The sequence below is a fragment of the Aminobacter sp. P4_D5 genome, from assembly GCF_056401815.1.
The window spans coordinates 1-22,062 of record NZ_JBFUIP010000090.1; the positions used below are offsets into that span (position 1 = coordinate 1).

Sequence of the window (22,062 nt, forward strand, 5' to 3'; positions counted from 1 at the left end):
GCCTCCGAACATGGCGGCAAGATCACCGGCGGCGCCCGCGTCGACCAGGGCCATGACGGCGCCTTCTACGTCAAGCCGGCTCTCGTCGAGATGCCCGGCCAGGTCGGCCCCGTGCTCGAAGAGACCTTCGCGCCGATCCTCTATGTGATGAAGTATTCGGACTTCGATGCTGTGCTCGACGCGCATAACGCTGTCGGTGCCGGCCTGTCGTCGTCGATCTTCACCCTCGATCTGCAGGAGGCCGAGCGCTTCTTGTCGGTCGAAGGCTCCGATTGCGGCATAGCCAACGTCAATATCGGCACGTCGGGTGCAGAAATCGGCGGCGCCTTCGGTGGCGAGAAAGAAACCGGCGGCGGCCGCGAATCGGGCTCGGACGCCTGGCGYGCCTACATGCGCCGTGCCACCAACACGGTGAACTACTCCAAGGCGCTGCCTTTGGCGCAGGGCGTGTCGTTCGACATCGAGTAAGGGGCGACATCGACCGAGCCAATCGTCTGACAGACATCAAGCGTCGCCCGCGAAAGCCGGCGGCGCTTTTTCTTTGCGCCGTTCAGCCTGGCACTAGGGCGCAGCTTTCGGCGGCTTCAGTGCGCAAGATCAAAGAATTTGTCGCAGCGCGGTCTATTTTCGCCGCAGTGCCATCGATGCTATCAATGGCTTATCGAAGCAAAGGGGCGCGACGTTTGGTCGTTTTTCGCCGCAAGGGATGGGGATTTGGAGTCGCGCTTGCCGCGGCGCTGATGCTTGTCTTGCAGACGGCGGCCGGTGCTTTAGCACTTGGGCAGGGCACGCCACCGCTCGATATCTTCGGCAATCCGCTGTGCATCACCAGCAGCATGGGCCACACGGCACCCGCCAAGAGCGACCATCCGAGCCTGCCTCAATGCTGCACTCTCGGTTGCAACCTGCTCTCCGCTGCGCTCTCCACGCCGCCCCAAGGCGTGGCCTTGGCGCTCTCATCGCCAGCCCAGACTGTCGTTCAGTTCCCGGCGACGCGGCTCGATCCTTCGACGGTATTGAAATACGTCCCCGGAAATCCGCGCGCCCCGCCGCTGGCCGCCTGACCTTGCTTGCCGCGTCCGCGCGGATCATCAAATTTCTCTACCGAAACGAACTTTGCGCCACGAGCATTGGCGCGCCTATTCCATATCGGAGTCATCCCATGAACATGACCGCCCGCGCGTTCGCGCGCCCGCTTTTCCGTAGCTTCGAAGAGCGCCTCGGCATCATCGTCTTTGCCGCGATGCTGCTGTTTGCCTCGACCCATGCCTTGCTCGCTCATGGCTTCAAGGCAGGCGATCTCGAGATCGGCCACCCCTGGTCGCGCGCAACGCCAGCCGGCGCCAAGGTTGCCGTCGGCTATCTCACCGTCAAGAACAACGGCAGCCAGCCGGACCGGCTGGTCTCGATCCAGTCCGACGTTTCCGAAAAGGCCGAGATCCACGAGATGGCGGTCGACGCCAAGGGCGTGATGACCATGCGCCAGGTGACCGGCGGCGTCGAAATCCCGGCCGGCGGCGAGGTCGCTCTCAAGCCCGGCTCGTATCACATCATGTTCATGGGACTGAAGGGGCCGGTGAAAGAGGGCGAAAAGTTCTCGGGCACGCTGACCTTCGAGAAGGCCGGCACCGTGACTGTCGAGTTCCAGGCCGACAAGATCGGCGGCCAGAGCCAAGATCACTCCAGCCACTAAGAGCATGGGCGCGCGCCATCCACTTCATCGCCAAGGCAGCATCGCGCTGCTCGATGGCGCGCGTCGGTGGCTTGCCGGCCTGGTCGTTGCCGTTGTCACCTTGTTGGGTGCGACGGCTGTGGTGAGCGCCCATGCCTCGCTGCTGCGTTCGACGCCGGTCGACGGTACTGTCGTTGGGCAAGCGCTGGCGCATGTCACACTGACATTCAGCGAACCGGTGACGCCGCTGGTGCTGAAGCTCACGCGTCCGAACGGCGAATCCGTCAGGCTTGTCGGGACGCCTTCCGGGGCCGTCGTCGGTGTCGACTTGCCGGCGAACGACATGGCTGAGGGCACTTATCTGCTGTCATGGCGGGTGGTGTCTTCAGATGGGCACCCTGTCGGCGGTGTCCTGACATTCTCGGTCGGCAGTCCCAGCGCGGCACCCCTTGCACCGGCCCTCGATGACCAAGCCCTGCACAGGGCACTTTGGGCGGCAAAACTCGCGCTCTATCTCGGCTTGTTCTTCGGCGCCGGCAGCGCCTTTGCCTTGGCCTGGCTCACGCCGGAAGGACGCCATGGCGCCGGTGCTGCTTTGGCATTCACCATGCTCGGCCTTGTCGCCGTACCTGTCTCATTCGGCCTGCAAGGACTTGACGCGCTCGGCGCGCCGCTTGGCATGTTCGGCAAGGCCGTGGTCTGGCAGGCGGCTGCGGCGACCAGCTACGGCTTCACCGCGACAATCGCCTTCATCGCATTGGCGCTCGCGCTTTTGGCGCTGGTCGCAGAGGGCGTGCTGGCCCGCTTGCTTTCGCTGGCTGCCCTCGTTGGCGTGGGTGTCGCACTTGCCGCCAGCGGTCATGCCAGTGCGGCTGCACCGCAATGGCTGACGCGGCCGATGGTCTTCATCCACGGGGTCGGCATCGTATTCTGGGCCGGCGCGCTTTTGCCACTCGGTTCTACCTTCCGCCAGACGTCCGATGCCGGCGAGGCGTTGCGGCGCTTCTCGGCCACGATCCCTTGGGTGGTCGCGGCACTGATCGGTGCGGGCGTCGTGCTCGCACTCGTACAGGTCGACAGCGTCGCAGCCCTTTGGCAGACCGCCTACGGACGGCTTCTTTTGGTCAAGCTTGCTCTGGTCGCGCCGCTGCTTGTTCTCGCCGCTTACAATCGCTGGCGGCTGACCAAGCCGGCTCTGGCAGAGCAAGTGGACGCGCAGCAGCGCCTGGTGCGCAACATTGTCGTGGAGACGCTGCTCATGGTGACGATCCTGGGCGTCGTCGCCGGCTTCCGCTTCACCCCCCCGCCGCGCGTGCTGGCGATCGAGGCCGCCGAACCGGCGTCGATCCACATCCACACCGCTGACGCCATGGCCGACCTCGCCATCACGCCCGGCCACGCCGGCAAGGTCAGCGCCTCGATCGTGGTGATGACCGGCGATTTCGGGCCGCTCGATGCGCACAGCGTCGTACTCCGCCTCAGCCGCCCGGATGCGGCTCCGGTCAGCATGGCCGCACGCAAGCCCGGCGACGGCACCTGGCGGGCCGACAATCTCGAACTGCCGGTGCCGGGGATCTGGACGGTAGCGATCGATATCGGAGTTTCCGAGACCAGCAGCGTGACGCTGGACGGCGAGATCGCCATCCGGCAGTAAGTCCCGCATTGCGAATTCCAAGCATTTCTCCCACAAATGGCCGTCTCAGTCGACAGGAGCAGGGCATGGCCGAGGGCAAGACCAAACGTTTCGAAGCGACGTTGACGGCGTTGCGGGGCATTTTGATCGTGGCCGCCGCACTGGTCGCGTTCTTTTATCCCATCCAGGCGGTGCAATTGCTGATCATGGTCGGCGGCGGCCTTTTGCTCGTCGATGGTATTCTGGGGCTGGCGACAATCGATTATGCCGCACCTCGGACAACCGGCCATTGGCTCGCGCTCGCCCGTAACCTGTTGTCGATCGCTGCCGGCGTGATCGTTCTGTGCAGCGGCTTGCTCGCCAACGTCTTCACCTTGTCCTTCATGGCCCGCCTTGTCGGGTTGCTTGCCCTGCTCGTCGGCCTTTTCGAGATGGCGTCGAGCTTCCTGCACAGCGACCGCCAGACGCGGCTATGGCCGACGCTGGTCGGCGGGGCGGTCTATGCCGCTTTCGGCCTCGCACTGATGTTCGTGCCGCTGACAAGTGCAGCCACGCTGATGCGCATCGCCACGATCCTGATGCTGCTCTATGCGTTGCTGTTGTTTTATCGCGCCTGGCGCATCCGCACTGCTGTGTGATCAGTTCGTGCCGGCAAAACCGGTGAGGAAGGCGGTCAGATTGTCGCCGAGCGCGTCGCAGAGATAACCGCCCTCCTGGACGATGACCGTGGGCAGGGCGAGCTTGGCGATTGCTTCGGCGATGCGTGAAAAGCCCGGTGTCGTCACCGACAGCCCGCCGAACGGGTCGCCTTCGAAGGCGTCGAGCCCGAGCGCCACGACCAACGCGTCAGGTGCGAAGGCCTCGATACGGCGGTTGGCGTGCGCAAGCGCTTCAAGGAACTCGGCGTCGCCCGATTTGCGCGGCAAAGGCAAATTGTAGTTGTAGCCGAGACCGGCGCCTTCGCCGCGCTCGTCGGCATGGCCCCAGAAGAACGGGTAGAAGCGGCTCGGGTCGGCATGCAGCGACACGGTCAAAACGTCTGCTCTGTTGTAGAAGATGCCTTGCGTGCCGTTGCCGTGATGCAGGTCGACATCGAGGATCGCCACGCGTGAGGCGCTGGAGCGCAGCCGCTGTGCGGCGATGGCCGAATTGTTGAAGAAGCAAAAGCCGCCGGCGACATCGGCAAAGGCGTGGTGGCCGGGCGGACGACACAGCGCATAGGCCGCGGGTTCGCCCGAAAGCACGGCTTCGGTGGCAGCCACCGCACTCCAGGCGCTCCAACAGGCGCTATCGAAGGTTTCGGCCGAGATCGGGCAGGCGGTGTCGGCCATGTGATAGCCGGCCTGGCCGGCGGCACCGGCCGGGTAGGTGCCGTTGCGGGCGAGCGGGTGGATGTTGGGGATTACCTCTGCCGAAGCGCCTTCCATGCGCTGCCAGCGTTCGAAGATATGGGTCAGGAAATCGATATATTCGGGCGTATGCACCGCCGCGATAGGGCCGAGGCCGTAATCCTTCGGGCGATGGATCGAGGTGCCCGCGGCGCGCGCGCCGGAAAGCAGGCGCTCGACACGCTCGGGCTGCTCCAGATTGGGTTTTTGCGCGCCCATCGACAGGAAGGCCTTGGGGTCGTGGCGCTTCTGTTCTTCCGCGTAGAAGGTCTTCATTTCGGCTCCCCGTTAGGTTCGCTCAGCGCGGTGAAAATCCGTTGCTCGGCGATGTAAGAGCGTTGATCGCTCGTCCATTCAAAACCCAGCCTTTCACAGAAGTCTCGCGCTCGCGGGTTTGCCTCGTCGACCGAAAGCCGCATGTATACGCTGCCTTTGCTCTGGGAAAGTTTGGCGACATGCCGCAAAAGCTGCTCGCCAATGCCAAGACTGCGGAAATCCTTGTCGACGAACAGATCCTGGACAAACACGCCCGGGCGACCGTACCAGGTCGAAAAGATCGGGAAAAACAGGCACATGCCAGCGAACGAGCCGTCCGCCTCGGCGATCACCGCCTCGAAGGCCGGGTTGTCGCCGAAGCCGAAATGCTTGAGGTTTTCCTCGGTGCAGATCAGGTCCGTCTGGCCGATATGCTCGGCAAGGTCGACGATCGCCTTCATGAGCAACGGCACATCGTTTGATGTCGCTGGACGGATAGTGACTGTGGGCTGTGACTTGGTGGCGATGCTCATTCTCCCAATTCTGCTTTGGAAGCGGAATTGATAGCATCGGAGCGGCGTTGACGAGGGGTTTCAGTTCTGGCCGCAAGGATATTGCCGCCATGGCCCCACGCTGCTGGGCTTAGGCCTCGACGACCTTCAGCCGCTTGTCGAAGACGCCGAGCACGCGGGCCAGTTCATGGCCGCGCTTGAGGATCAGCCCGCCAGCGGCAACAACCGAAAAGGCGCCCTGCTTGCGGGCGAATTTCGGGTCCTTGACGATCTGGAACAGGGGGGTTTCGCTGGTGCGGCGGAAGACCGAGAAGACGGCGCGGTCGCTGAGATGGTCGATGGCGTAGTCGCGCCACTCATTGGCGGCGACCATGCGTCCGTAGAGCCTGAGAATCTKATCGAGTTCACGTCTTTCGAATGCCACCGGGAGATCTTGGCGCTCCCTACGGGCCTCATGGAGCGGGATCAAAACCGCGGATGTCTCGCCATCCTCCGCCCCAGCACCGCGATCAGTCATCAATCGTTCCCTTGCAGAATACGACTTCGACACGTGCATGCCGCCCGAAAATCGCAAACGATCTTTCGGAAAGGATCATGCACAGACTCAAACTGCTACAGCGTCCGTTGCGCGTCCAAGAGGACGTGCGACGTTGTTAGAATCGCGCATTCGCGCTCGAATTGCAAGCGACGGCTAGGAATCAGGCCTGCCTGGAATGGTTCACGGAAGGTTACAGTTTAGGTAACGTCTACGAGACAGGCTGTTGGAATTGGTGATGACTCGCCACATTCCTGCCGTTTTTTATCCGCGCTGGCGCCCCAATGTCCAACGATTTTACCCGTGTTGCCTGAGACGGTTCGGTCCGGCACCGGCTCGTAAACCCCAAGCCCCMCGCCCACGGGCCTGAGTCGGATCGAACCAACCTCGCCCTCCTTGAGGGTCAGGTGCGACGATCCCAAAATCTGAAGCCGACGTCTGGCAGCAAGCTGGCGTCGGCTTTTTTGCGTCAAAGTGCGGTGACCGGCTTGCGCACGACCGCTGCGCCGAGGATCGGGCCAGGCAGGCCATCCTTGCCGACCGCCTGCAGCAACACCGCGCAGCCGCCTTTCTTTTCCACTTCGCTCTTAGGCAGTTCAAAACGCTGTGCCTTGCCGTGCCACATGCCGGCTGTGTGCAGGTCTGTGACGGCATTCCAGTACGTGACGCTGCGGCCCTTGTTTTCGCCTTTCTGGAGGTCGACGACCTGCGGCGGCTGGTAGTGCACGACCACGACATGGGCGGCATTGTTCGCCCCTTTGGCTTCGCCGACGTCGATGGTGTAGGTGTCGCCATTTTCGGTGACCTTGACGTCGACATTCATGCCCTGTCCGGTCTTGGCAAGGTTGTCGAGCGCGCCAGTCACTTCCTCGCGCTTGGCGCCGTTGACATGGGTGCGGCCGTTGATGACGGCCTGGGGCGTGTAGACCGAGCGTGAGCCGAAGGCGCGCATATAGGCGTATTGGCGCTCGGTATTGTCGGTGCTCGCCAGCTTGTCCTGCCAGCCGAGATAGTCCCAATAGGTGACGTGATAGGCAAGCGCCACGATGTCGTCCTGGGCGGCGAATTTCGCAAACAGCTCATCAGCTGGCGGACAGGAGTTGCAGCCCTGGCTGGTGAAGAGCTCGATAACGCCGAGAGGACGTGTCGTGGGTTCGGCATGCGTTGTGCCGGTAAACCCGGCAACGGCCAGCGCCACCGCTGCCAGCCGAAAAGATCTGCGAAACTCCATGACCAATCCAGTTCCTCGGCCGGCGTCACCGGCTTTTTCTTTTGGTTGCTGAAATATGTGGCAGATGCGCCATTCAACGGGAAGTCACGTTGCGGTGAAATTTTAGCTAGATTGCATTTCCGCAGCGTCAGCTTCGAGTCGTGGAATTTCTTATCGAAAATACCCCGTTCGGGTTAGAATTCGGAAACCGGCGAGGGAGATTTCAATGCTGGAACAGCTCAGCCAACATCTCGACCTCTATTGCGAGCGTAGCGATATCGGGCTTTGGGCCGAACCGCTCAACGCCTTGAGCAATCTCGCCTTTTTCGCAGCTGGCCTGTGGGGTGTCTACGAAGCGCGGCGACTCAAGGCAGGTGCCTTCGCCGAGGTGCTGGGCTGGTGGGTGGTGGCGATCGGCGTCGGCTCGACGCTGTTTCACACCTTCGCCACCGAAGCCACCAAATGGGCCGACATCCTGCCCATCGCCGGTTTCACGCTTGCCTATACTTTGTTCAACCTGCGCCGCTTCGCCGGCATGGCGTGGCCGAGGGCGCTTGGCATCTTCTTTGGTTTCTACATCGCGGTCGGCTTTGTCACCTTCATGGTGCCGGACTGGCTGCGCGCCGCCTCCAATGGCACCACCGGATACCTGCCGCCGTTCCTGGCGCTGATCTTCTTTGGTTGCGTGGTGATCGCCAAAGGCAACCGTGCCGGCTGGTACAATATCGCTGCCGCCGCGATCTTTGTCGCTTCCGTCACCTGCCGCGTCATCGACCCGCTGGTCTGCGACGCCATGCCGATCGGCACGCATTTCATGTGGCATATGCTCAACGGGCTGATGCTGGGCGTGCTGCTGGCCGCGACCACGCGTTATGGGAACCCTGGGTCGGACGACCGGACAGGCACGCAGACAGTGCGCGCCTGACGACGGGCCCGTCTTATCCGGCCAGGGACGTTGCCGGTTTCGAATGCTTTTCGGCCCACTCATCGAGCCATTCGGCTCCCTGCATCTCGATCAGGCGCGACGAGGTCCGGTCGAATTCGAAGGCCTCGTGGCCGCGCTTGCCGGCATAAAGCTTGTCGGGCGTTGCCGCAGCACTCAGCACCAGCCGCGCATGCTGGTCATAAAGCGTATCGATCAGCAGGATGAAACGCTTGGCCTCATTGCGGTTGGCTTCGGCCATGACAGGCACATGATCGACAAAAACAGTCGGATATTTCGCCGTGATCGCCAGATAGTCGCGTGCCGCGAGCGGCTTTTCGCACAGATCGGCGAAGGAAAAGCGCGCGCATCCGTCGACCGCTGCCGGCACATGCACCTTGCGGCCCTTGACTGCGACGATGGCCGGCTCGGCGGTCACGCCGTGGGTCACCTTCGCCCAGGCCTTGTCCATCGCCCGGTCGGCCGCTTCGCCGAGCGGGGTCAGGTAGACCGGCACGCGGTCGAGCTTTTCCAGCCGGTAGTCGGTGTCGGCATCGAGGTTGAGCACCACGGCGTTCTGTTCGAGCATGCCGATGAACGGCAAGAACAGCTGGCGATTGAGTCCGTCGCGGTAAAGATCGCGGGGCGCGACGTTGGAGGTGGCGACAAGCACGACGCCGAGGCCAAACAGCGCCGAAAACAGCCTCGACAGGATCATCGCGTCGGCGATGTCGGTGACCGAGAATTCGTCGAAGCACAACACCCAGGCTTCTTCGGCAAGGGCCGCGGCCACCGGCGGGATCGGGTCATCGTCCCGTGAGGTGCCGTTCTTGCGTGCCGCGCGCTGCTTTTGGATGCGGTCGTGCACATCGGCCATGAAGTCGTTGAAATGGACGCGGCGCTTGTGCTTGACCGGCACGAGCTCGAAGAACATGTCCATCAGCATGGTCTTGCCGCGGCCGACGCCGCCATGGACGTAGAGACCCTTCACCGGCTCGTGGCGCGGCTTGCGCTTGGCAAACAGCCAGCCCAGCGCGCTCGACTTGCGCGCCAGCCTCTTGTCGGAAATCTCGTCGATCAGCCGGTCGAGTGCCGCAACGATCGTCAGTTGCGCGGGATCGCGGCGAACGCTGCCCAATTCGACCAGATGGTCATAGCGCTGCCTGACGGTCACATGGGTCTGTAGGCCGTCACGCAGATGCATGGGTCACTCTGGCACGAATTCGAAGACCTGCCTTTTATACTAGCGGTGGAGCGAGATCGGCAGGCCGTTCGAGGTCTGGCCGTCGAAGCGGCCTTCACCCGACGAATACAGCCTGGCCAGCGACGCCCCGCCTTCATCGTAAAGCGTCAGCTGCTTGCCGGCGACGTTCCACGACTTGACGCCGTCGATCGGTGCCGGGCAGCGCAGCGGGCCAGCGCGGAAACCCTGGCCGAACTTGGTCTGCGGCGTTGCCACCTTGCAGCTCTGGCCGGAAACCGAAGCGCTCCACACGCCAGCAACACTCGTTGCGGTCAGGTCGGGTGCGTTGGCTGCGGCGGCGCCGCCGTCGGCGGGCAGGGCCGCGACCTGGGTCTGCTGCTGCGGCGCTGCCGGGAATTGCGATGCGCCTGCCGCACCAGGTGCTGAGGGCGGTGGCAACTGACCGCTGGTCACGGTGCCGGCGGGTGCTGCGGGCAGCGGAGCCGGCTGGGTGTCCATCGACGAAAGGCGCGTGCTGTTACAGCCGGCAGCCGCCAAAAGCGCCACCAGCGATGCGGCCAGCAGGCCGGTTTTCGAAAAAGCCATTGCATTCCCTCCGTGGGGCAGTTCTGGGGGCGCCCCCGCGCGATCGACAGTTCGCCTGTAAAGCGGCGAAGTTGGCACAATTTCAACCGCATATGGTTAAAATAGGGTTTGCATCGGAATTTGTTGCAAAATTGTCGCAAGTCTTGGCCCGGCCCGCCAAGACTGGTAATTCGGAGACGTTTCCGCCATATAGGCGCCAAACAGCCGCGAGAAATTTCCACCATGGCCAATATGGCCCCATTCGCCAAGATGAACGGGCTCGGCAACGAGATCATCGTTGCCGACATGCGCGGCCGCGCGGACCGCGTTGCGCCTGCCGCAGCTGTGGCGTTGAACGCCGATGCGGCGACCAAGTTCGACCAGATCATGGCGATCCACGACCCGCGCACATCAGGCACCGCCAATTATATCGAGATCATCAATTCCGACGGCTCCAAGGCGCAGGCCTGCGGCAACGGCATGCGCTGCGTCGTCCAGGCGCTGGCCGCCGAGACCGGTGAGAAGCTGTTCACCTTCGAGACCATCGCCGGCATTCTCAATGCCGAAGAGCATGACGATGGTTCGATCTCTGTCGACATGGGCGTCCCCCGTTTTGGCTGGCAGGACATTCCGCTCGCCGAGGAATTCCACGACACGCGCATGATCGAGCTGCAGATCGGGCCGATCGATGCGCCGGTGCTGCATTCACCCTCGGTCGCCTCGATGGGCAATCCGCACGCCATCTTCTGGGTCGACAAGGATGTGTGGTCCTACGACCTCGACCGTTTCGGTCCGCTGCTCGAAAACCATCCGATTTTCCCCGAGCGCGCCAACATCTCGATTGCTCAGGTGACTTCGCGCGAGACGCTGAACCTGCGCACCTGGGAGCGCGGTGCCGGCCTGACGCTGGCTTGCGGTTCGGCAACCTGTGCTGCTGCGGTCAGCGCCGCGCGCACCGGCCGCACCGGCCGCACGGTCACCGTCACCGTGCCGAGCGGCGGCACGCTCAAGATCGACTGGCGCGCCGACGACCATGTCGTCATGACCGGTCCGGCCGAGTGGGAGTTCTCCGGGCTTTTCGATCCGGCTACTGGCGCCTGGACCCGCGACCAGCAGGACGTCGCCTGATGGCAGTCGACGTCGTCACTTTCGGCTGCCGCCTCAACACCTACGAATCCGAGGTGATGAAGCGCGAGGCCAAGGCCGCGGGGCTGGAAGAGCTCAAGGGCGGGGCGGTGATCTTCAACACCTGTGCGGTCACAAGCGAAGCCGTGCGCCAGGCCAAGCAGTCGATCCGCAAGGCGCGCCGCGAAAACCCCGAAGCGCGCATCATCGTGACCGGCTGTGCCGCGCAGACCGATCCGGCCGCCTTTGCAGATATGGCGGAAGTCGACCTCGTGCTTGGCAATGAGGAAAAGCTCAAGGCGCACAATTACCGGGCGCTGCCCGACTTCGGCGTCAACGATTCTGAAAAGGCCCGCGTCAACGACATTTTTTCCGTGCGCGAGACCGCTGGCCATATGGTCGACGCCATCGAGGGCCGGGCGCGCGCTTTCGTGCAGGTCCAGAATGGCTGCGACCATCGCTGCACCTTCTGCATCATCCCTTATGGCCGGGGCAATTCGCGCTCGGTGCCGATGGGAGCCGTTGTCGAGCAGATCAAGCGACTTGCCGGCAACGGTTATGCCGAAGTGGTGCTGTCTGGCGTCGACATGACCAGCTACGGTGCTGACCTGCCGGGCGCGCCGCGCCTGGGCAAGCTGGTCAAGACGATCCTGCGGCAGGTGCCCGACGTGCGCCGGTTGCGCCTTTCCTCCATCGATTCGATCGAGGCCGACGAAGATTTGCTCGAAGCCATCGCAACCGAAAACCGGCTGATGCCGCATCTGCATCTGTCGTTGCAGTCGGGCGACGACATGATCTTGAAGCGCATGAAGCGCCGCCATCTGCGCGACCAGTCGATCCAGTTCTGCCAGGACGTGCGCAAGCTGCGCCCCGACATCGTCTTCGGCGCCGACATCATCGCCGGTTTCCCGACCGAGACCGACGAGATGTTCGAAAATTCGATCCGGATCGTCGATGAGTGCGGGCTGACCCATCTCCACGTCTTCCCGTTTTCGCCGCGCGAAGGCACGCCCGCCGCGCGCATGCCGCAGGTCCGGCGCGAGATCGTCAAGAAGCGCGCGGCACAGCTGCGCGCTGCCGGCGAGACAGCCTACCAGCGCCATCTCGAAAGCCTGACGGGCTCGCGCCAACAGGTGCTTGTCGAGCGCGAAGGGCTTGGTCGCACGGAAGGCTTCACGCTTGTTGCGCTCGATCAGGGTGCGCCGGGCGAAATCATAGAGGTCGACATCGCCGGACATGACGGCGAGCGGCTGACAGCGGCACCGGCCGCCGCACGCGCGGCCTGACGAAAGCGACCGCATGGCATTCGGGTTCATCAAGAAAGTCTTTTCCTTCGGCAAGAAGGAAGCTCCACAGCAGCCGGCAGAGGACGAGGTCCTGCCGCCGCTGAATTTCGACGCGCTTCAAGCGTTGAAGCCTGCGCTTGAGTCTCCCTCCCCCTCGAGGGGAGGGTCGATCGACGAAGTCGGGGTCGCCGGATCGTCGGCGCCGAGCACTGCCGAGACGACCCCTTCTGGTCCTTCGGACCATCTCCCCCTCAAGGGGGGAGAGGAGGTCGCGCCGGATGAACCTGCGCCTGCGCCTGAAGTGCCGGAGCCTGCACCCGAAAAGCCCGCTGAGCCGCTGGTCCCGGAGTCGACCCCGGTCGAGCCCGAACCGCTTCCGGTGGAAATCCCCATTCTGCCGACCGAGCCGGCTGAACCGGATCAGCCTGAAGAAATTCCGTACCAGCCGGAGCCGTCCGAAACGCCGCCGGCGATGCGTGCGCCTGAAATCGAGCCGGTCGCGCCTGTAAAGCCGGAGCCGGCCGTCGAGGCTGTGGAGCTTGCGCCTGCGATTCCCCTCCCCCTTGAGGGGAGGGTGGCCGCGCAGCGGTCGGGTGGGGTCGCCGAATCGTCAGGTGCGGCGCAGGCCGAGGCCACCCGACCAGCACCGAGCACTGCCGAGACAACCCCCTCTGGTCCTTCGGACCATCTCCCCCTCAAGGGGGGAGAGGACGCCCAGCCGTCATCCGTCGCCGAACAATCGGCCGTGTCGCCCGCGCCGAAAACCGCTGCCGGCAAGGTCACGGTCAGCAAGAAGGTCGAGCAGAAGGCCGAGATTGTCGAGGCTGCCGCGCCCGCGCCGAGAGTCAGCTGGTTCCAGCGCCTGCGTCAGGGCTTGTCGCGCTCGTCGAAGGAGCTGTCGGGCAACATCGCTGGCATCTTCACCAAGCGAAAGCTCGACGAAGACACGCTGCAGGACCTCGAAGACGTGCTGATCCGCGCCGACCTCGGCGTCGAGACAGCCCTTCGCGTCACCGATTCGCTTGCCGCCAGCCGCTACGGCAAGGACGTGTCCGACCATGAGGTCCGCTCGATCATGGCCGTCGAGATAGAAAAGGTCCTGACGCATGTGGCGTTGCCGCTGGAGCTCGACCTGTCGCACAAGCCGCATGTCATTTTGGTCGTCGGCGTCAACGGCACCGGCAAGACCACGACCATCGGCAAGCTCGCGGCAAAACTGACCGAGGGCGGGCTATCAGTGATGCTGGCCGCCGGCGACACGTTCCGCGCCGCGGCCATCGAACAGCTCAAGATCTGGGGCGAGCGCACGAACTCGCCTGTCATCGCCTCGAAGCTTGGCGCTGATGCCGCTGGTCTTGCCTATGACGCGTTCGAAAAGGCCAAGGAGGCCGGCTCGGACGTCCTAATCATCGACACCGCCGGGCGCTTGCAAAACAAGACCGAGCTGATGGCCGAACTCGAAAAGATCGTGCGCGTGCTCGGCAAGCTCGACCCTGAGGCACCGCATACGGTGCTGCAGACGGTCGACGCCACCACCGGCCAGAACGCGCTCAACCAGGTTGAGATCTTCCGCAATATCGCAGGTGTGAACGGCCTGGTGATGACAAAACTCGACGGCACGGCGCGTGGCGGTATTTTGGTCGCAATCGCCGCCAAGCATAAGCTGCCGGTCTATTTCATCGGCGTCGGCGAACAGGTCGACGATCTCGAACCCTTTTCGGCAAGCGATTTCGCCAAGGCGATCGCAGGAGTCGCCTGACCTATGAACGCACCGATCCTCGAACGTGATCCTTCGGACCCGACGACCAAGAAAGAAGAGGTCAGCCCGATCCTCAAGCTGGTGCTGGAGCTCGGGCCGCTTGTCGTTTTCTTCTTTGCCAATGCGCGCGGCGAATGGCTGGCGTCGCATTTCCCGACCTTGGCCGAAATGGGCGGACCGATCTTCATAGCCACCGGCCTGTTCATGGCGGCAACCGCGATTGCCCTGATCGCGTCGTGGCTGCTCACCCGTTCGCTGCCGATCATGCCGCTGGTGTCGGGCGTCGTCGTCTTCGTCTTCGGCGCACTGACGCTTTACCTTCAGGACGATATTTTCATCAAGATGAAGCCGACCATCGTCAATACGCTGTTCGGCGTGATTCTGCTTGGCGGCCTGTTTTTCGGCAAGTCACTGCTCGGCTACGTCTTTGCCTCCGCCTTCCGGCTCGATGCCGAGGGCTGGCGCAAGCTGACCTTTCGCTGGGGCTTGTTCTTCCTGTTCCTGGCCGTGGTCAATGAAGTGGTATGGCGCTCGTTTTCGACCGACGCCTGGGTAACGTTCAAGGTGTGGGGCATCATGCCGATCACGCTTTTGTTCACCTTCAGCCAGATGCCGCTGATCATGCGCCATTCGCTGGACGATCATTCGTCGAAATAGGGGGAATCATGGAGTTCATCGCCGACCGCGAGTCCCTGCGCCAGCATTACCGGGCGCCCGGCGACGGCGCGGTGAAGAAGGAACTCCGCCACCTCGATCATCACGCCAAAAGTTTCCTGGCGCGCAGCCCTTTCGTGCTGGTCGGCTCGTCCGACGACAAGGGCAATGCCGATGTCACGCCCAAGGGCGACAGACCGGGTTTCGTTGCCGTGCTGGACGATGTCACCATCGCCATTCCCGACCGGCCGGGCAATAACCGGCTCGATACGCTCGAAAACGTCATCGCCAACCCGGCGGTCGGCCTGCTGTTCCTCATTCCCGGCATGAACGAGACGCTGCGTATCAATGGCGAGGCGCGCCTCACCGCCGATCTCGCATTGCGCGAGCAGCTCGCCGCCGAGGGCAAGCCTCCGGTCACTGTCATGGTGGTTGCCGTCAAGGCGGTCTACATGCACTGCGCCAAGGCGTTCATGCGTTCGGAGCTATGGGCGCCCGCGACCTGGCCAGACCGGGCCAGTCTGCCGACATTGGGGCAGATCCTGCGCGACCAGCTGGCGCTGGCCGAAAATGCCGAGGCGCTCGATCGCTCGCTCGACGAGTCCTACCGCAAGACCATGTGGTAGCCTAATAGGGCCGGCTACACAGGGCGTTAAGCCCCGTTAACCTGTTATGCGCGTTACGCATTGCTGCATTGCAGCATCTTATTTTGCGGCGCGGCAATTCCTATGTCATCTTCAGATTGATCAGGGAGGTCATATCGCGCCGCGAAAAGCGGCATGATGAAAGGAACAAGCCATGTTTTTTGACAGCCTTCTGACCCGTGCCCGCGAAAGCGCTTCCAAGCGCAAGCACTACAAGCGCCTTGTCGCCGAGATCGACGGCTTCTCCGGCCGTGACCTGGCCGACATGCGCGCCGACCGCAGCGAGATGCTGTTTCAGGCCTACAAGCAGGTTTACGGCTGAGCTTCGGCTTAACCGAGCCACTCTATCCAGCGTCCGTGATAATCGCAGCGGGCGAGCGCCCTCGTGGTGCCGCCCGGCCATGATGTCAGGCTGAGCGTGGCGTAGGGATCGCCCGCTGCCAGCGGCTCCATCCGGAGCCAATAGAGAGGCGATCCGGCATCCGCCGCCGCACCTTCCGCCTCCAGAAGCTCGACAATCCTGGCACGCGTTGCTGGTGGCATGTATTGCCACATGATCGAGTGAAACAGCACGAAGGCTGCATCCGGCCTTCGCGCCGAAAGCCGCTGCTGCAGAAATTCCGCGGCACCTTGCTTCACCAATGCTGGCTGTTCCTGTGCGGCGAGGCTGATCGCCGCATCGAGTCGCTCAAGCCGCAATCTCTGGTCGGCCCAGACATAGGCTCGAAGCCTCAGCCGCTGCGCCTGATCCGAAATGCGAATCGGTGCGATATCGCAGCCGGCCTGGTCAATGACCCGCAGCTCGCCCGATAGCGGCAACACCAGTCCTCTGACATCGGGCGCGAGCTGCACCGGTGAGGCAACGCCCCAATCCTTTTCCCCGTAGCGATAGTGAAACCGGTCGAAGAGAAGGTTGAGCCCGGCGCTTGAGCCGATCTCGGCCAGTTCCAGCGGCAGGCCGCTTTCCCTGGCAATCGCCAAAAAACCTGGCAGCAGCATGGCAGCACGAGCAATCTCGTTTGTCTGCGGCGCGCTCTCGAGCATCTCAAGCAGGTGAGCCTCGTTGCGTGCGAGGGCGTTTGGTATGGCCGAAGCGATGGCCAGATCATCGGCTGTCTCAGGCGGGTAGATCTTTGCCAGCTCGGCGTCGGCGCCAGACAGCAGCAGTGCGTGCAGCCCACCGCAGAGCCTCAAGGCAAGCGCATCGGCGCGTGGATCGCCAGGCCAGCGAAGCACCTTGCGCCCGACCGCGCTTTGATCGTCGAGGACGCTCGCCAGCACCCGGCACAATCGCGCCGTGAATGGCGAACCGAGCTGGTCGCAGGCGTCGGCCTGGTTGTGAAAATGGCTGCGAACGCGGGAGGGGAGATCGCTATCGGGCATGGCGGGCAGACTAACCCGCGCCGCGACTTATTGGGAAGCGGCGACCGCCTTTTCGATCTCGTGCATCAGCGTCGTCGCTACGGCTTCGGGCGTCAGCGGGCCGACATGCTTGAAGGCGATCTTGCCATCCTTGCCGACGAGGAAGGTCTCAGGAATCCCGTAAACGCCCCAGTCGATTGCCGCGCGGCCGTTGGGGTCGACGCCAACCGCGTCATAGGGATTGCCGAGATCGCCGAGGAAACGGCGCGCGTTCTCCGCCTTGTCCTTGTAGTTCAGGCCCATGATGGTCAGGCGCTCGTCCTTGGACAGGCCGACGATGACCGGATGTTCTTCGCGGCAAGGCGCGCACCACGACGCCCAGACATTGACCAGCGTCACCTTGCCGATGAATTCAGCCGAGTTCAGGCCAGGAAGCGAAATACCTTCCAAAGGCGGCAACTCGGTCTTGGGTGCTGTGTGTCCGATCAGGGCCGAGGGTACGACCGACAGGTCGCGGCCGGACAAAAGCTGCATCAGGAAAACGCCGGCGAGTACCAGAAACAGCAGCAGTGGCAGCAGCACGATGAGTTTGCGCGGACGCGCCGGCTTTTCGGTTTCGGTGCTCATGATTGCTTTACCCGGTCGGAACGGCGGCGGTGGCCTGCCGCCTCGAGTTCGGCCAGTTCGCGCTTGCGGGCGCGCTGGTCAGCGAGGATCCACAGGATCAGTCCGGCGATGGCCAATGCCGAAACGCCATAGGCAGCAGTTACATAAAGAGCGTGCGCGCTCATCGAGCATCCTGGCAATATTCGTTCATGTCGCTGTATCCGAGCATGGCCCTTCACTTAGCCGTGGGTGTGACGCTAGGCAATCGGACGCCGCGCCGCACCGTAATAGTTGAAGCGATCGTGATCAGTCCGTGCCCGAGCGTAGCGCGACCGCCGCCGCCAGCGGGCCGATGACGGCCAAAAACATGGTCAGCGCGCACAGGATCATGAAGGGCGGGGTGAACGGGTYGGGATCGTTGACTGCGCCATATGCCGCCGTCACGCCGAAGATCAGCACCGGGATGACCAGCGGCAGCACCAGCACCGAGATCAGCAGGCCGCCGCGCGGCAAGGCAACGGTGACCGCCGCACCGGCTGCGCCGATGAAGACGATGGCAGGCGTGCCGACAAGCAGCGTGAGCGCTGCGGCCCCAATGCCGAGCGGCGACATGTTCATGAAAAGGCCGAGCAGCGGAGCCGCGATGACCAGCGGCAGTACGCTTGCCGTCCAGTGCGCGAGGCATTTGACGAACACAGTCAGCGCCAGCATGTGCCGGTCGGCGTTGAGCACCAGAAGGTCGAGCGAGCCGTCCTCGCGGTCGGCCTGAAACAGCCGGTCGAGCCCGAGCAAGCTGGCAAGCAGGGCGCCGATCCAAAGAATCGCCGGGCCGATGCGGGCGAGCAGGTTGAGGTCGGGGCCGACGCCGAAGGGGATGGTGACGATCACCGCGAGGAAAAACAGCACGCCCGTCAGCGCCCCGCCGCCGGAGCGGATGCCCATGCGCAGATCGCGAAGATAGAGGGCTAGCATGAAAGGTGCCGCCTTTTCGTCCGCAAGCGCGGGCTGAAAAGTTGGTGCGCGGAGTTTTCAAACATGCATCCGCCCCATCTCCAGCGTCTCAGCGCCCACCAATCCCAGCGGCAGGTGCGTCGCGGCGATGATGATGCCGCCTGCCGCGCAATGTGCCTTCATCAGCTCGGCGAATTGCGCTTCCGAGGCCTTGTCGAGGCCGGCGGTGGGTTCGTCGAGCAGCCAGACGGGGCGGTGGCTGATCAAAAGCTTGGCGATCGCGGCGCGGCGCTTCTGGCCGGTCGAGAGATAGCCGAAGGGCAGGTGGCCGAGGCCGCCAAGCCCGACCTCTTCGAGCGCATCTGAGATGCCGAGCTTGCCGTCGCCGCAAAACTCGCGCCAGAAGACGAGGTTTTCGCTGACGGTGAGGGCAGACTTCATGGCGTTCTGGTGGCCGAGATAGTGGCAGGCCAAAGTCACTGTCGAAAATTCCTCGCCGCCGCCCTCGACAGCGATTCGCCCAACTATATGCGGCAACAGACCGGCAATGACGCGCAGAAGCGTCGACTTGCCCGAGCCGTTGGGGCCGGTGACGACAAGGGCGGCACCATCCTCGAGCGAAAAGCCGATACCGGCAAATACTGCCTCGCCGCCGCGTTCTCCGCTTAGATTTTCGGCGATCAGCCGCATTTGTTCTCCATCGCCGAAAGTCTTGTCGCCGCCACTTTGCGTTGCGGCAAAATAGGCGAATCTCGGTCTAGAACTATTCCAATAAATTCTCTATATGCCACTCGACCATGCCAGCGGTCGGCATGGAAACAGAATTTGCGCCGAACCAGCGCACGCGCCGCCTTGAACGGCTMGGGTTGCTTGGGACCGGACAGCGGAAATGGCCGTACCCGCACCTTTGCGCGTGATTGCATGCCATCGGAGTCCGTTCCCGCGTAGGCTGAACAGACAAGGATGGATCGCACGTGTCCAAATCACTCGACAGTTTTAATTGCCGCCGCACCCTTACCGCTGCTGGCACCGACTATGTCTATTACAGCCTCATCGAGGCCGAGAAGAACGGCCTGACCGGCATTTCGCAGCTGCCTTATTCGATGAAGGTGCTGCTCGAAAACCTTTTGCGCAACGAAGACGGCCGCACCGTCACCAAGGAAGCCATCCAGGCTGTTGCCGGCTGGCTGACCGACAAGGGCACTGCCGGCGTCGAGATCGCTTATCGTCCGGCCCGCGTTCTGATGCAGGATTTCACCGGCGTTCCGGCTGTTGTCGACCTCGCTGCCATGCGTGACGGCCTTGCCGCGCTCGGCGGCGATCCGCAGAAGATCAACCCGCTGGTGCCTGTCGACCTGGTCATCGACCACTCGGTCATCGTCGACGAGTTCGGCACGCCGCTTGCCTTTGCCCGCAACGTCGAGCTCGAATATGAGCGCAACGAAGAGCGCTACAAGTTCCTGAAGTGGGGCCAGCAGGCGTTCCGCAACTTCCGCGTCGTGCCGCCCGGCACCGGCATCTGCCACCAGGTCAACCTCGAATACCTCGCCCAGACCGTCTGGACGAACACCGAAGACGGCGAAACCACCGCTTATCCCGACACCTGCGTCGGCACCGACTCGCACACCACCATGGTCAACGGCCTGGGCGTTCTGGGCTGGGGCGTCGGCGGCATCGAGGCGGAAGCCGCGATGCTCGGACAGCCGGTCTCGATGCTCTTGCCCGAGGTCATCGGCTTCCGCCTGACCGGCAAGCTCAAGGAAGGCGTCACCGCGACCGATCTCGTGCTSACCGTCACSCAGATGCTSCGCAAGAAGGGCGTSGTCGGCAAGTTCGTCGAGTTCTTCGGCCCSGGCCTSTCCRRCATGRCGCTGGCCGACCGCGCSACCATCGSSAACATGGCSCCSGAATAYGGCGCGACCTGCGGCTTCTTCCCGGTCGATTCCGAGACCATCCGCTACCTCAACATGTCGGGCCGCGCTGAAAACCGCATCGCGCTCGTCGAGGAATATTCCAAGGCGCAAGGCATGTGGCGCGACACCGGCTCGGCCGATCCCGTCTTCACCGACCTGCTCGAGCTCGACCTCGAAACCGTCGTTCCCTCRATGGCCGGTCCCAAGCGTCCCGAAGGCCGCATTCCGCTCGAAGGCATCGCTGCGGGCTTTGCCACCGCTCTCGAAGCCGAATACAAAAAGACCGTCGACCAGTCGAAGCGCTATGCCGTTGAAGGCGCTGACTTCGACCTCGGCCATGGCGACGTGGTGATCGCGGCGATCACGTCCTGCACCAACACCTCGAACCCGAGCGTGCTGATCGGTGCCGGCCTGCTCGCCCGCAACGCCAACCGGCTCGGCCTCAAGCAGAAGCCTTGGGTCAAGACGTCGCTGGCGCCTGGTTCGCAGGTCGTCGCCGAATATCTGGAGAAGGCCGGCCTGCAAAAGGAGCTCGACCAGATCGGCTTCAACCTCGTCGGCTTCGGCTGCACGACCTGCATCGGCAATTCCGGCCCGCTGCCGGCGCCGATCTCCAAGACGATCAACGACAAGGGCCTGATCGGTGCGGCTGTGCTTTCGGGCAACCGCAACTTCGAAGGCCGCGTGTCGCCCGACGTGCAGGCGAACTATCTCGCCTCGCCGCCGCTGGTGGTTGCCTATGCGCTCGCCGGTTCGGTCACCAAGGACCTGACCACCGAGCCGCTCGGTGAGGATCGTGACGGCAACCCGGTGTTCCTGAGGGACATCTGGCCGACCAATGTCGAGATCGACCAGTTCATCGCCGAAAACGTCACCCGCGAGCTGTTTGCCCGCAAATATGCCGACGTCTTCAAGGGCGACGAGAACTGGCAGAACGTGCAGGCGCCGGAAGGCCAGACCTATGCCTGGGACGACAAGTCGACCTACGTKCAGAACCCGCCCTACTTCGTCGGCATGGGCTCGAAGCCTGCCAAGATCGGCAAGATCGAGGGCGCGCGCGTGCTCGGCCTGTTCGGCGACAAGATCACCACCGACCACATCTCCCCGGCCGGTTCGATCAAGGCGGCGTCGCCCGCCGGCAAGTACCTGAGCGACAATGGCGTTGGCGTTGCCGACTTCAACCAGTACGGCACGCGTCGTGGCAACCATGAGGTGATGATGCGCGGCACGTTTGCCAACATCCGCATCCGCAACCACATGCTGGGCGAAAACGGCCGCGAAGGTGGCTACACCTTCCACTATCCGTCCAAGGAAGAGCTGCCGATCTACGACGCGGCGATGCAGTACCGCGCCGAAGGCGTGCCGCTGGTCATCTTCGCTGGCGTCGAATACGGCAACGGCTCGTCGCGCGACTGGGCCGCCAAGGGCACCAACCTGCTCGGCGTGCGCGCCGTCATCGCCCAGTCGTTCGAACGCATCCACCGCTCGAACCTGGTCGGCATGGGCGTGATCCCATTCACCTTCGAAGAAGGCACGTCGTGGAAGACGCTTGGCCTCAAGGGCGACGAGCAGGTGACCATCGACGGCCTCGAGACGATCAAGCCGCGCCAGAAGATGGTCGCCAAGATCACTTTCGCCGACGGTTCGGTGAAGGACGTTCCGATCCTGTGCCGCATCGATACGCTCGATGAGCTCGACTACTACAAGAACGGCGGCATCCTGCAGTACGTCCTGCGTGACCTCGCCGCGTAAGTTTTTCGCGCGATTCATGTGAAACAAGCCGCCGGAGTGCCAAGCTCCGGCGGTTTTTTGTTTTCCCTCGCCCCGTTTACGGGGAGAGGGTGGCCCGAAGGGCCGGGTGAGGGGC

At 63.3% G+C, this 22,062-nt stretch carries 24 protein-coding genes; 13 read left to right on the forward strand and 11 right to left on the reverse strand.

The window, feature by feature from the left end; all coding sequences use genetic code 11:
• The 5 genes from AC1DWF_RS19095 to AC1DWF_RS19115 all read left to right on the forward strand — a co-directional run.
• A partial coding sequence (locus tag AC1DWF_RS19095) for an aldehyde dehydrogenase family protein (RefSeq protein ID WP_476841940.1) occupies positions 1 to 468 on the forward strand: 468 nt, incomplete at its 5' end.
• A 215-nt stretch (positions 469 to 683) separates the two neighbouring features.
• Complete coding sequence (locus AC1DWF_RS19100) at positions 684 to 1,064, forward strand: hypothetical protein (protein WP_476841941.1); 381 nt, start codon at positions 684 to 686, stop codon at positions 1,062 to 1,064.
• 98 nt (positions 1,065 to 1,162) lie between these two features.
• Positions 1,163 to 1,693, forward strand: a complete 531-nt coding sequence (locus AC1DWF_RS19105) for a copper chaperone PCu(A)C (RefSeq protein WP_476781741.1) — start codon at positions 1,163 to 1,165, stop codon at positions 1,691 to 1,693.
• Positions 1,694 to 1,697: 4 nt separating this feature from the next.
• Entirely contained in the window at positions 1,698 to 3,326 is a 1,629-nt protein-coding gene (locus AC1DWF_RS19110; RefSeq protein WP_476781742.1) for a copper resistance CopC/CopD family protein, read from the forward strand.
• A gap of 65 nt (positions 3,327 to 3,391) precedes the next feature.
• Positions 3,392 to 3,943, forward strand: coding sequence for a DUF308 domain-containing protein (locus AC1DWF_RS19115; protein WP_476781743.1), 552 nt, complete (start codon positions 3,392 to 3,394; stop codon positions 3,941 to 3,943).
• Here AC1DWF_RS19115 and AC1DWF_RS19120 read toward each other — a convergent pair whose 3' ends face one another.
• The 4 genes from AC1DWF_RS19120 to AC1DWF_RS19135 form a co-directional block, all read right to left on the reverse strand.
• Positions 3,944 to 4,969 carry a histone deacetylase family protein gene (locus tag AC1DWF_RS19120; RefSeq protein WP_476781744.1) on the reverse strand — a complete coding sequence of 342 codons (1,026 nt, stop codon included), beginning with the start codon at positions 4,967 to 4,969 and terminating at the stop codon, positions 3,944 to 3,946.
• Positions 4,966 to 5,481 carry an N-acetyltransferase family protein gene (locus AC1DWF_RS19125; protein WP_476788156.1) on the reverse strand — a complete coding sequence of 172 codons (516 nt, stop codon included), beginning with the start codon at positions 5,479 to 5,481 and terminating at the stop codon, positions 4,966 to 4,968. Before AC1DWF_RS19125 ends, AC1DWF_RS19120 begins: the two co-directional genes overlap by 4 nt.
• A 109-nt stretch (positions 5,482 to 5,590) precedes the next feature.
• On the reverse strand, positions 5,591 to 5,977 hold the full coding sequence (locus AC1DWF_RS19130) for a DUF2794 domain-containing protein (protein ID WP_476841942.1): 387 nt from the start codon (positions 5,975 to 5,977) through the stop codon (positions 5,591 to 5,593).
• 487 nt (positions 5,978 to 6,464) lie between these two features.
• The gene (locus AC1DWF_RS19135) at positions 6,465 to 7,226 is read right to left on the reverse strand and encodes a DUF1223 domain-containing protein (RefSeq protein ID WP_476781747.1); all 762 of its coding nucleotides are present in this window, start codon (positions 7,224 to 7,226) and stop codon (positions 6,465 to 6,467) included.
• A 205-nt stretch (positions 7,227 to 7,431) separates the two neighbouring features.
• Here AC1DWF_RS19135 and AC1DWF_RS19140 point away from each other — a divergent pair, with 205 nt between their 5' ends.
• On the forward strand, positions 7,432 to 8,130 hold the full coding sequence (locus tag AC1DWF_RS19140) for a ceramidase domain-containing protein (RefSeq protein WP_476781748.1): 699 nt from the start codon (positions 7,432 to 7,434) through the stop codon (positions 8,128 to 8,130).
• Between the two features lie 13 nt (positions 8,131 to 8,143).
• Here the strand turns inward: AC1DWF_RS19140 and zapE are convergent, their stop codons facing one another.
• Both zapE and AC1DWF_RS19150 read right to left on the reverse strand, forming a co-directional pair.
• Positions 8,144 to 9,331: a cell division protein ZapE gene (gene zapE, locus AC1DWF_RS19145; RefSeq protein WP_476788157.1), complete on the reverse strand. Its 1,188-nt coding sequence runs from the start codon at positions 9,329 to 9,331 to the stop codon at positions 8,144 to 8,146.
• A gap of 39 nt (positions 9,332 to 9,370) precedes the next feature.
• Positions 9,371 to 9,916, reverse strand: coding sequence for a protease inhibitor Inh/omp19 family protein (locus tag AC1DWF_RS19150; RefSeq protein ID WP_476781750.1), 546 nt, complete (start codon positions 9,914 to 9,916; stop codon positions 9,371 to 9,373).
• Between the two features lie 222 nt (positions 9,917 to 10,138).
• Here AC1DWF_RS19150 and dapF point away from each other — a divergent pair, with 222 nt between their 5' ends.
• The 6 genes from dapF to AC1DWF_RS19180 all read left to right on the forward strand — a co-directional run bounded on the left by dapF (position 10,139) and on the right by AC1DWF_RS19180 (position 15,685).
• Positions 10,139 to 11,023 (forward strand): diaminopimelate epimerase, encoded by an 885-nt coding sequence (gene dapF / locus AC1DWF_RS19155; protein WP_476781751.1) that lies wholly within the window; start codon positions 10,139 to 10,141, stop codon positions 11,021 to 11,023.
• Positions 11,023 to 12,306 (forward strand): tRNA (N(6)-L-threonylcarbamoyladenosine(37)-C(2))-methylthiotransferase MtaB, encoded by a 1,284-nt coding sequence (gene mtaB / locus AC1DWF_RS19160; protein WP_476781752.1) that lies wholly within the window; start codon positions 11,023 to 11,025, stop codon positions 12,304 to 12,306. Before dapF ends, mtaB begins: the two co-directional genes overlap by 1 nt.
• A gap of 13 nt (positions 12,307 to 12,319) precedes the next feature.
• Positions 12,320 to 14,065, forward strand: a complete 1,746-nt coding sequence (gene ftsY, locus AC1DWF_RS19165; protein ID WP_476788158.1) for a signal recognition particle-docking protein FtsY — start codon at positions 12,320 to 12,322, stop codon at positions 14,063 to 14,065.
• Positions 14,066 to 14,068: 3 nt separating this feature from the next.
• Complete coding sequence (locus AC1DWF_RS19170) at positions 14,069 to 14,722, forward strand: septation protein A (protein ID WP_476781754.1); 654 nt, start codon at positions 14,069 to 14,071, stop codon at positions 14,720 to 14,722.
• 8 nt (positions 14,723 to 14,730) lie between these two features.
• Positions 14,731 to 15,345 carry a pyridoxamine 5'-phosphate oxidase family protein gene (locus AC1DWF_RS19175; RefSeq protein ID WP_476781755.1) on the forward strand — a complete coding sequence of 205 codons (615 nt, stop codon included), beginning with the start codon at positions 14,731 to 14,733 and terminating at the stop codon, positions 15,343 to 15,345.
• A 172-nt stretch (positions 15,346 to 15,517) separates the two neighbouring features.
• Positions 15,518 to 15,685, forward strand: coding sequence for a hypothetical protein (locus AC1DWF_RS19180; protein WP_476781756.1), 168 nt, complete (start codon positions 15,518 to 15,520; stop codon positions 15,683 to 15,685).
• 8 nt (positions 15,686 to 15,693) lie between these two features.
• On the opposite strand, the gene AC1DWF_RS19185 is transcribed toward AC1DWF_RS19180, so the two are convergent.
• From AC1DWF_RS19185 to ccmA, 5 genes are all read right to left on the reverse strand, one after another.
• The gene (locus tag AC1DWF_RS19185) at positions 15,694 to 16,746 is read right to left on the reverse strand and encodes a DUF2332 domain-containing protein (protein ID WP_476781757.1); all 1,053 of its coding nucleotides are present in this window, start codon (positions 16,744 to 16,746) and stop codon (positions 15,694 to 15,696) included.
• Between the two features lie 27 nt (positions 16,747 to 16,773).
• On the reverse strand, positions 16,774 to 17,352 hold the full coding sequence (locus tag AC1DWF_RS19190) for a DsbE family thiol:disulfide interchange protein (RefSeq protein ID WP_476781758.1): 579 nt from the start codon (positions 17,350 to 17,352) through the stop codon (positions 16,774 to 16,776).
• Complete coding sequence (gene ccmD / locus AC1DWF_RS19195) at positions 17,349 to 17,516, reverse strand: heme exporter protein CcmD (protein ID WP_476781759.1); 168 nt, start codon at positions 17,514 to 17,516, stop codon at positions 17,349 to 17,351. The genes AC1DWF_RS19190 and ccmD overlap by 4 nt, the downstream gene beginning before the upstream one ends.
• Before the next feature lie 121 nt (positions 17,517 to 17,637).
• Positions 17,638 to 18,303, reverse strand: coding sequence for a heme exporter protein CcmB (gene ccmB / locus AC1DWF_RS19200; protein WP_476841943.1), 666 nt, complete (start codon positions 18,301 to 18,303; stop codon positions 17,638 to 17,640).
• A gap of 57 nt (positions 18,304 to 18,360) precedes the next feature.
• Positions 18,361 to 18,972 carry a heme ABC exporter ATP-binding protein CcmA gene (gene ccmA / locus AC1DWF_RS19205; protein WP_476781760.1) on the reverse strand — a complete coding sequence of 204 codons (612 nt, stop codon included), beginning with the start codon at positions 18,970 to 18,972 and terminating at the stop codon, positions 18,361 to 18,363.
• Positions 18,973 to 19,256: 284 nt separating this feature from the next.
• Between ccmA and acnA the strand changes: the two genes are divergently transcribed.
• On the forward strand, positions 19,257 to 21,947 hold the full coding sequence (acnA, locus tag AC1DWF_RS19210; protein ID WP_476841944.1) for an aconitate hydratase AcnA: 2,691 nt from the start codon (positions 19,257 to 19,259) through the stop codon (positions 21,945 to 21,947).
• Positions 21,948 to 22,062 lie beyond the last annotated feature (115 nt).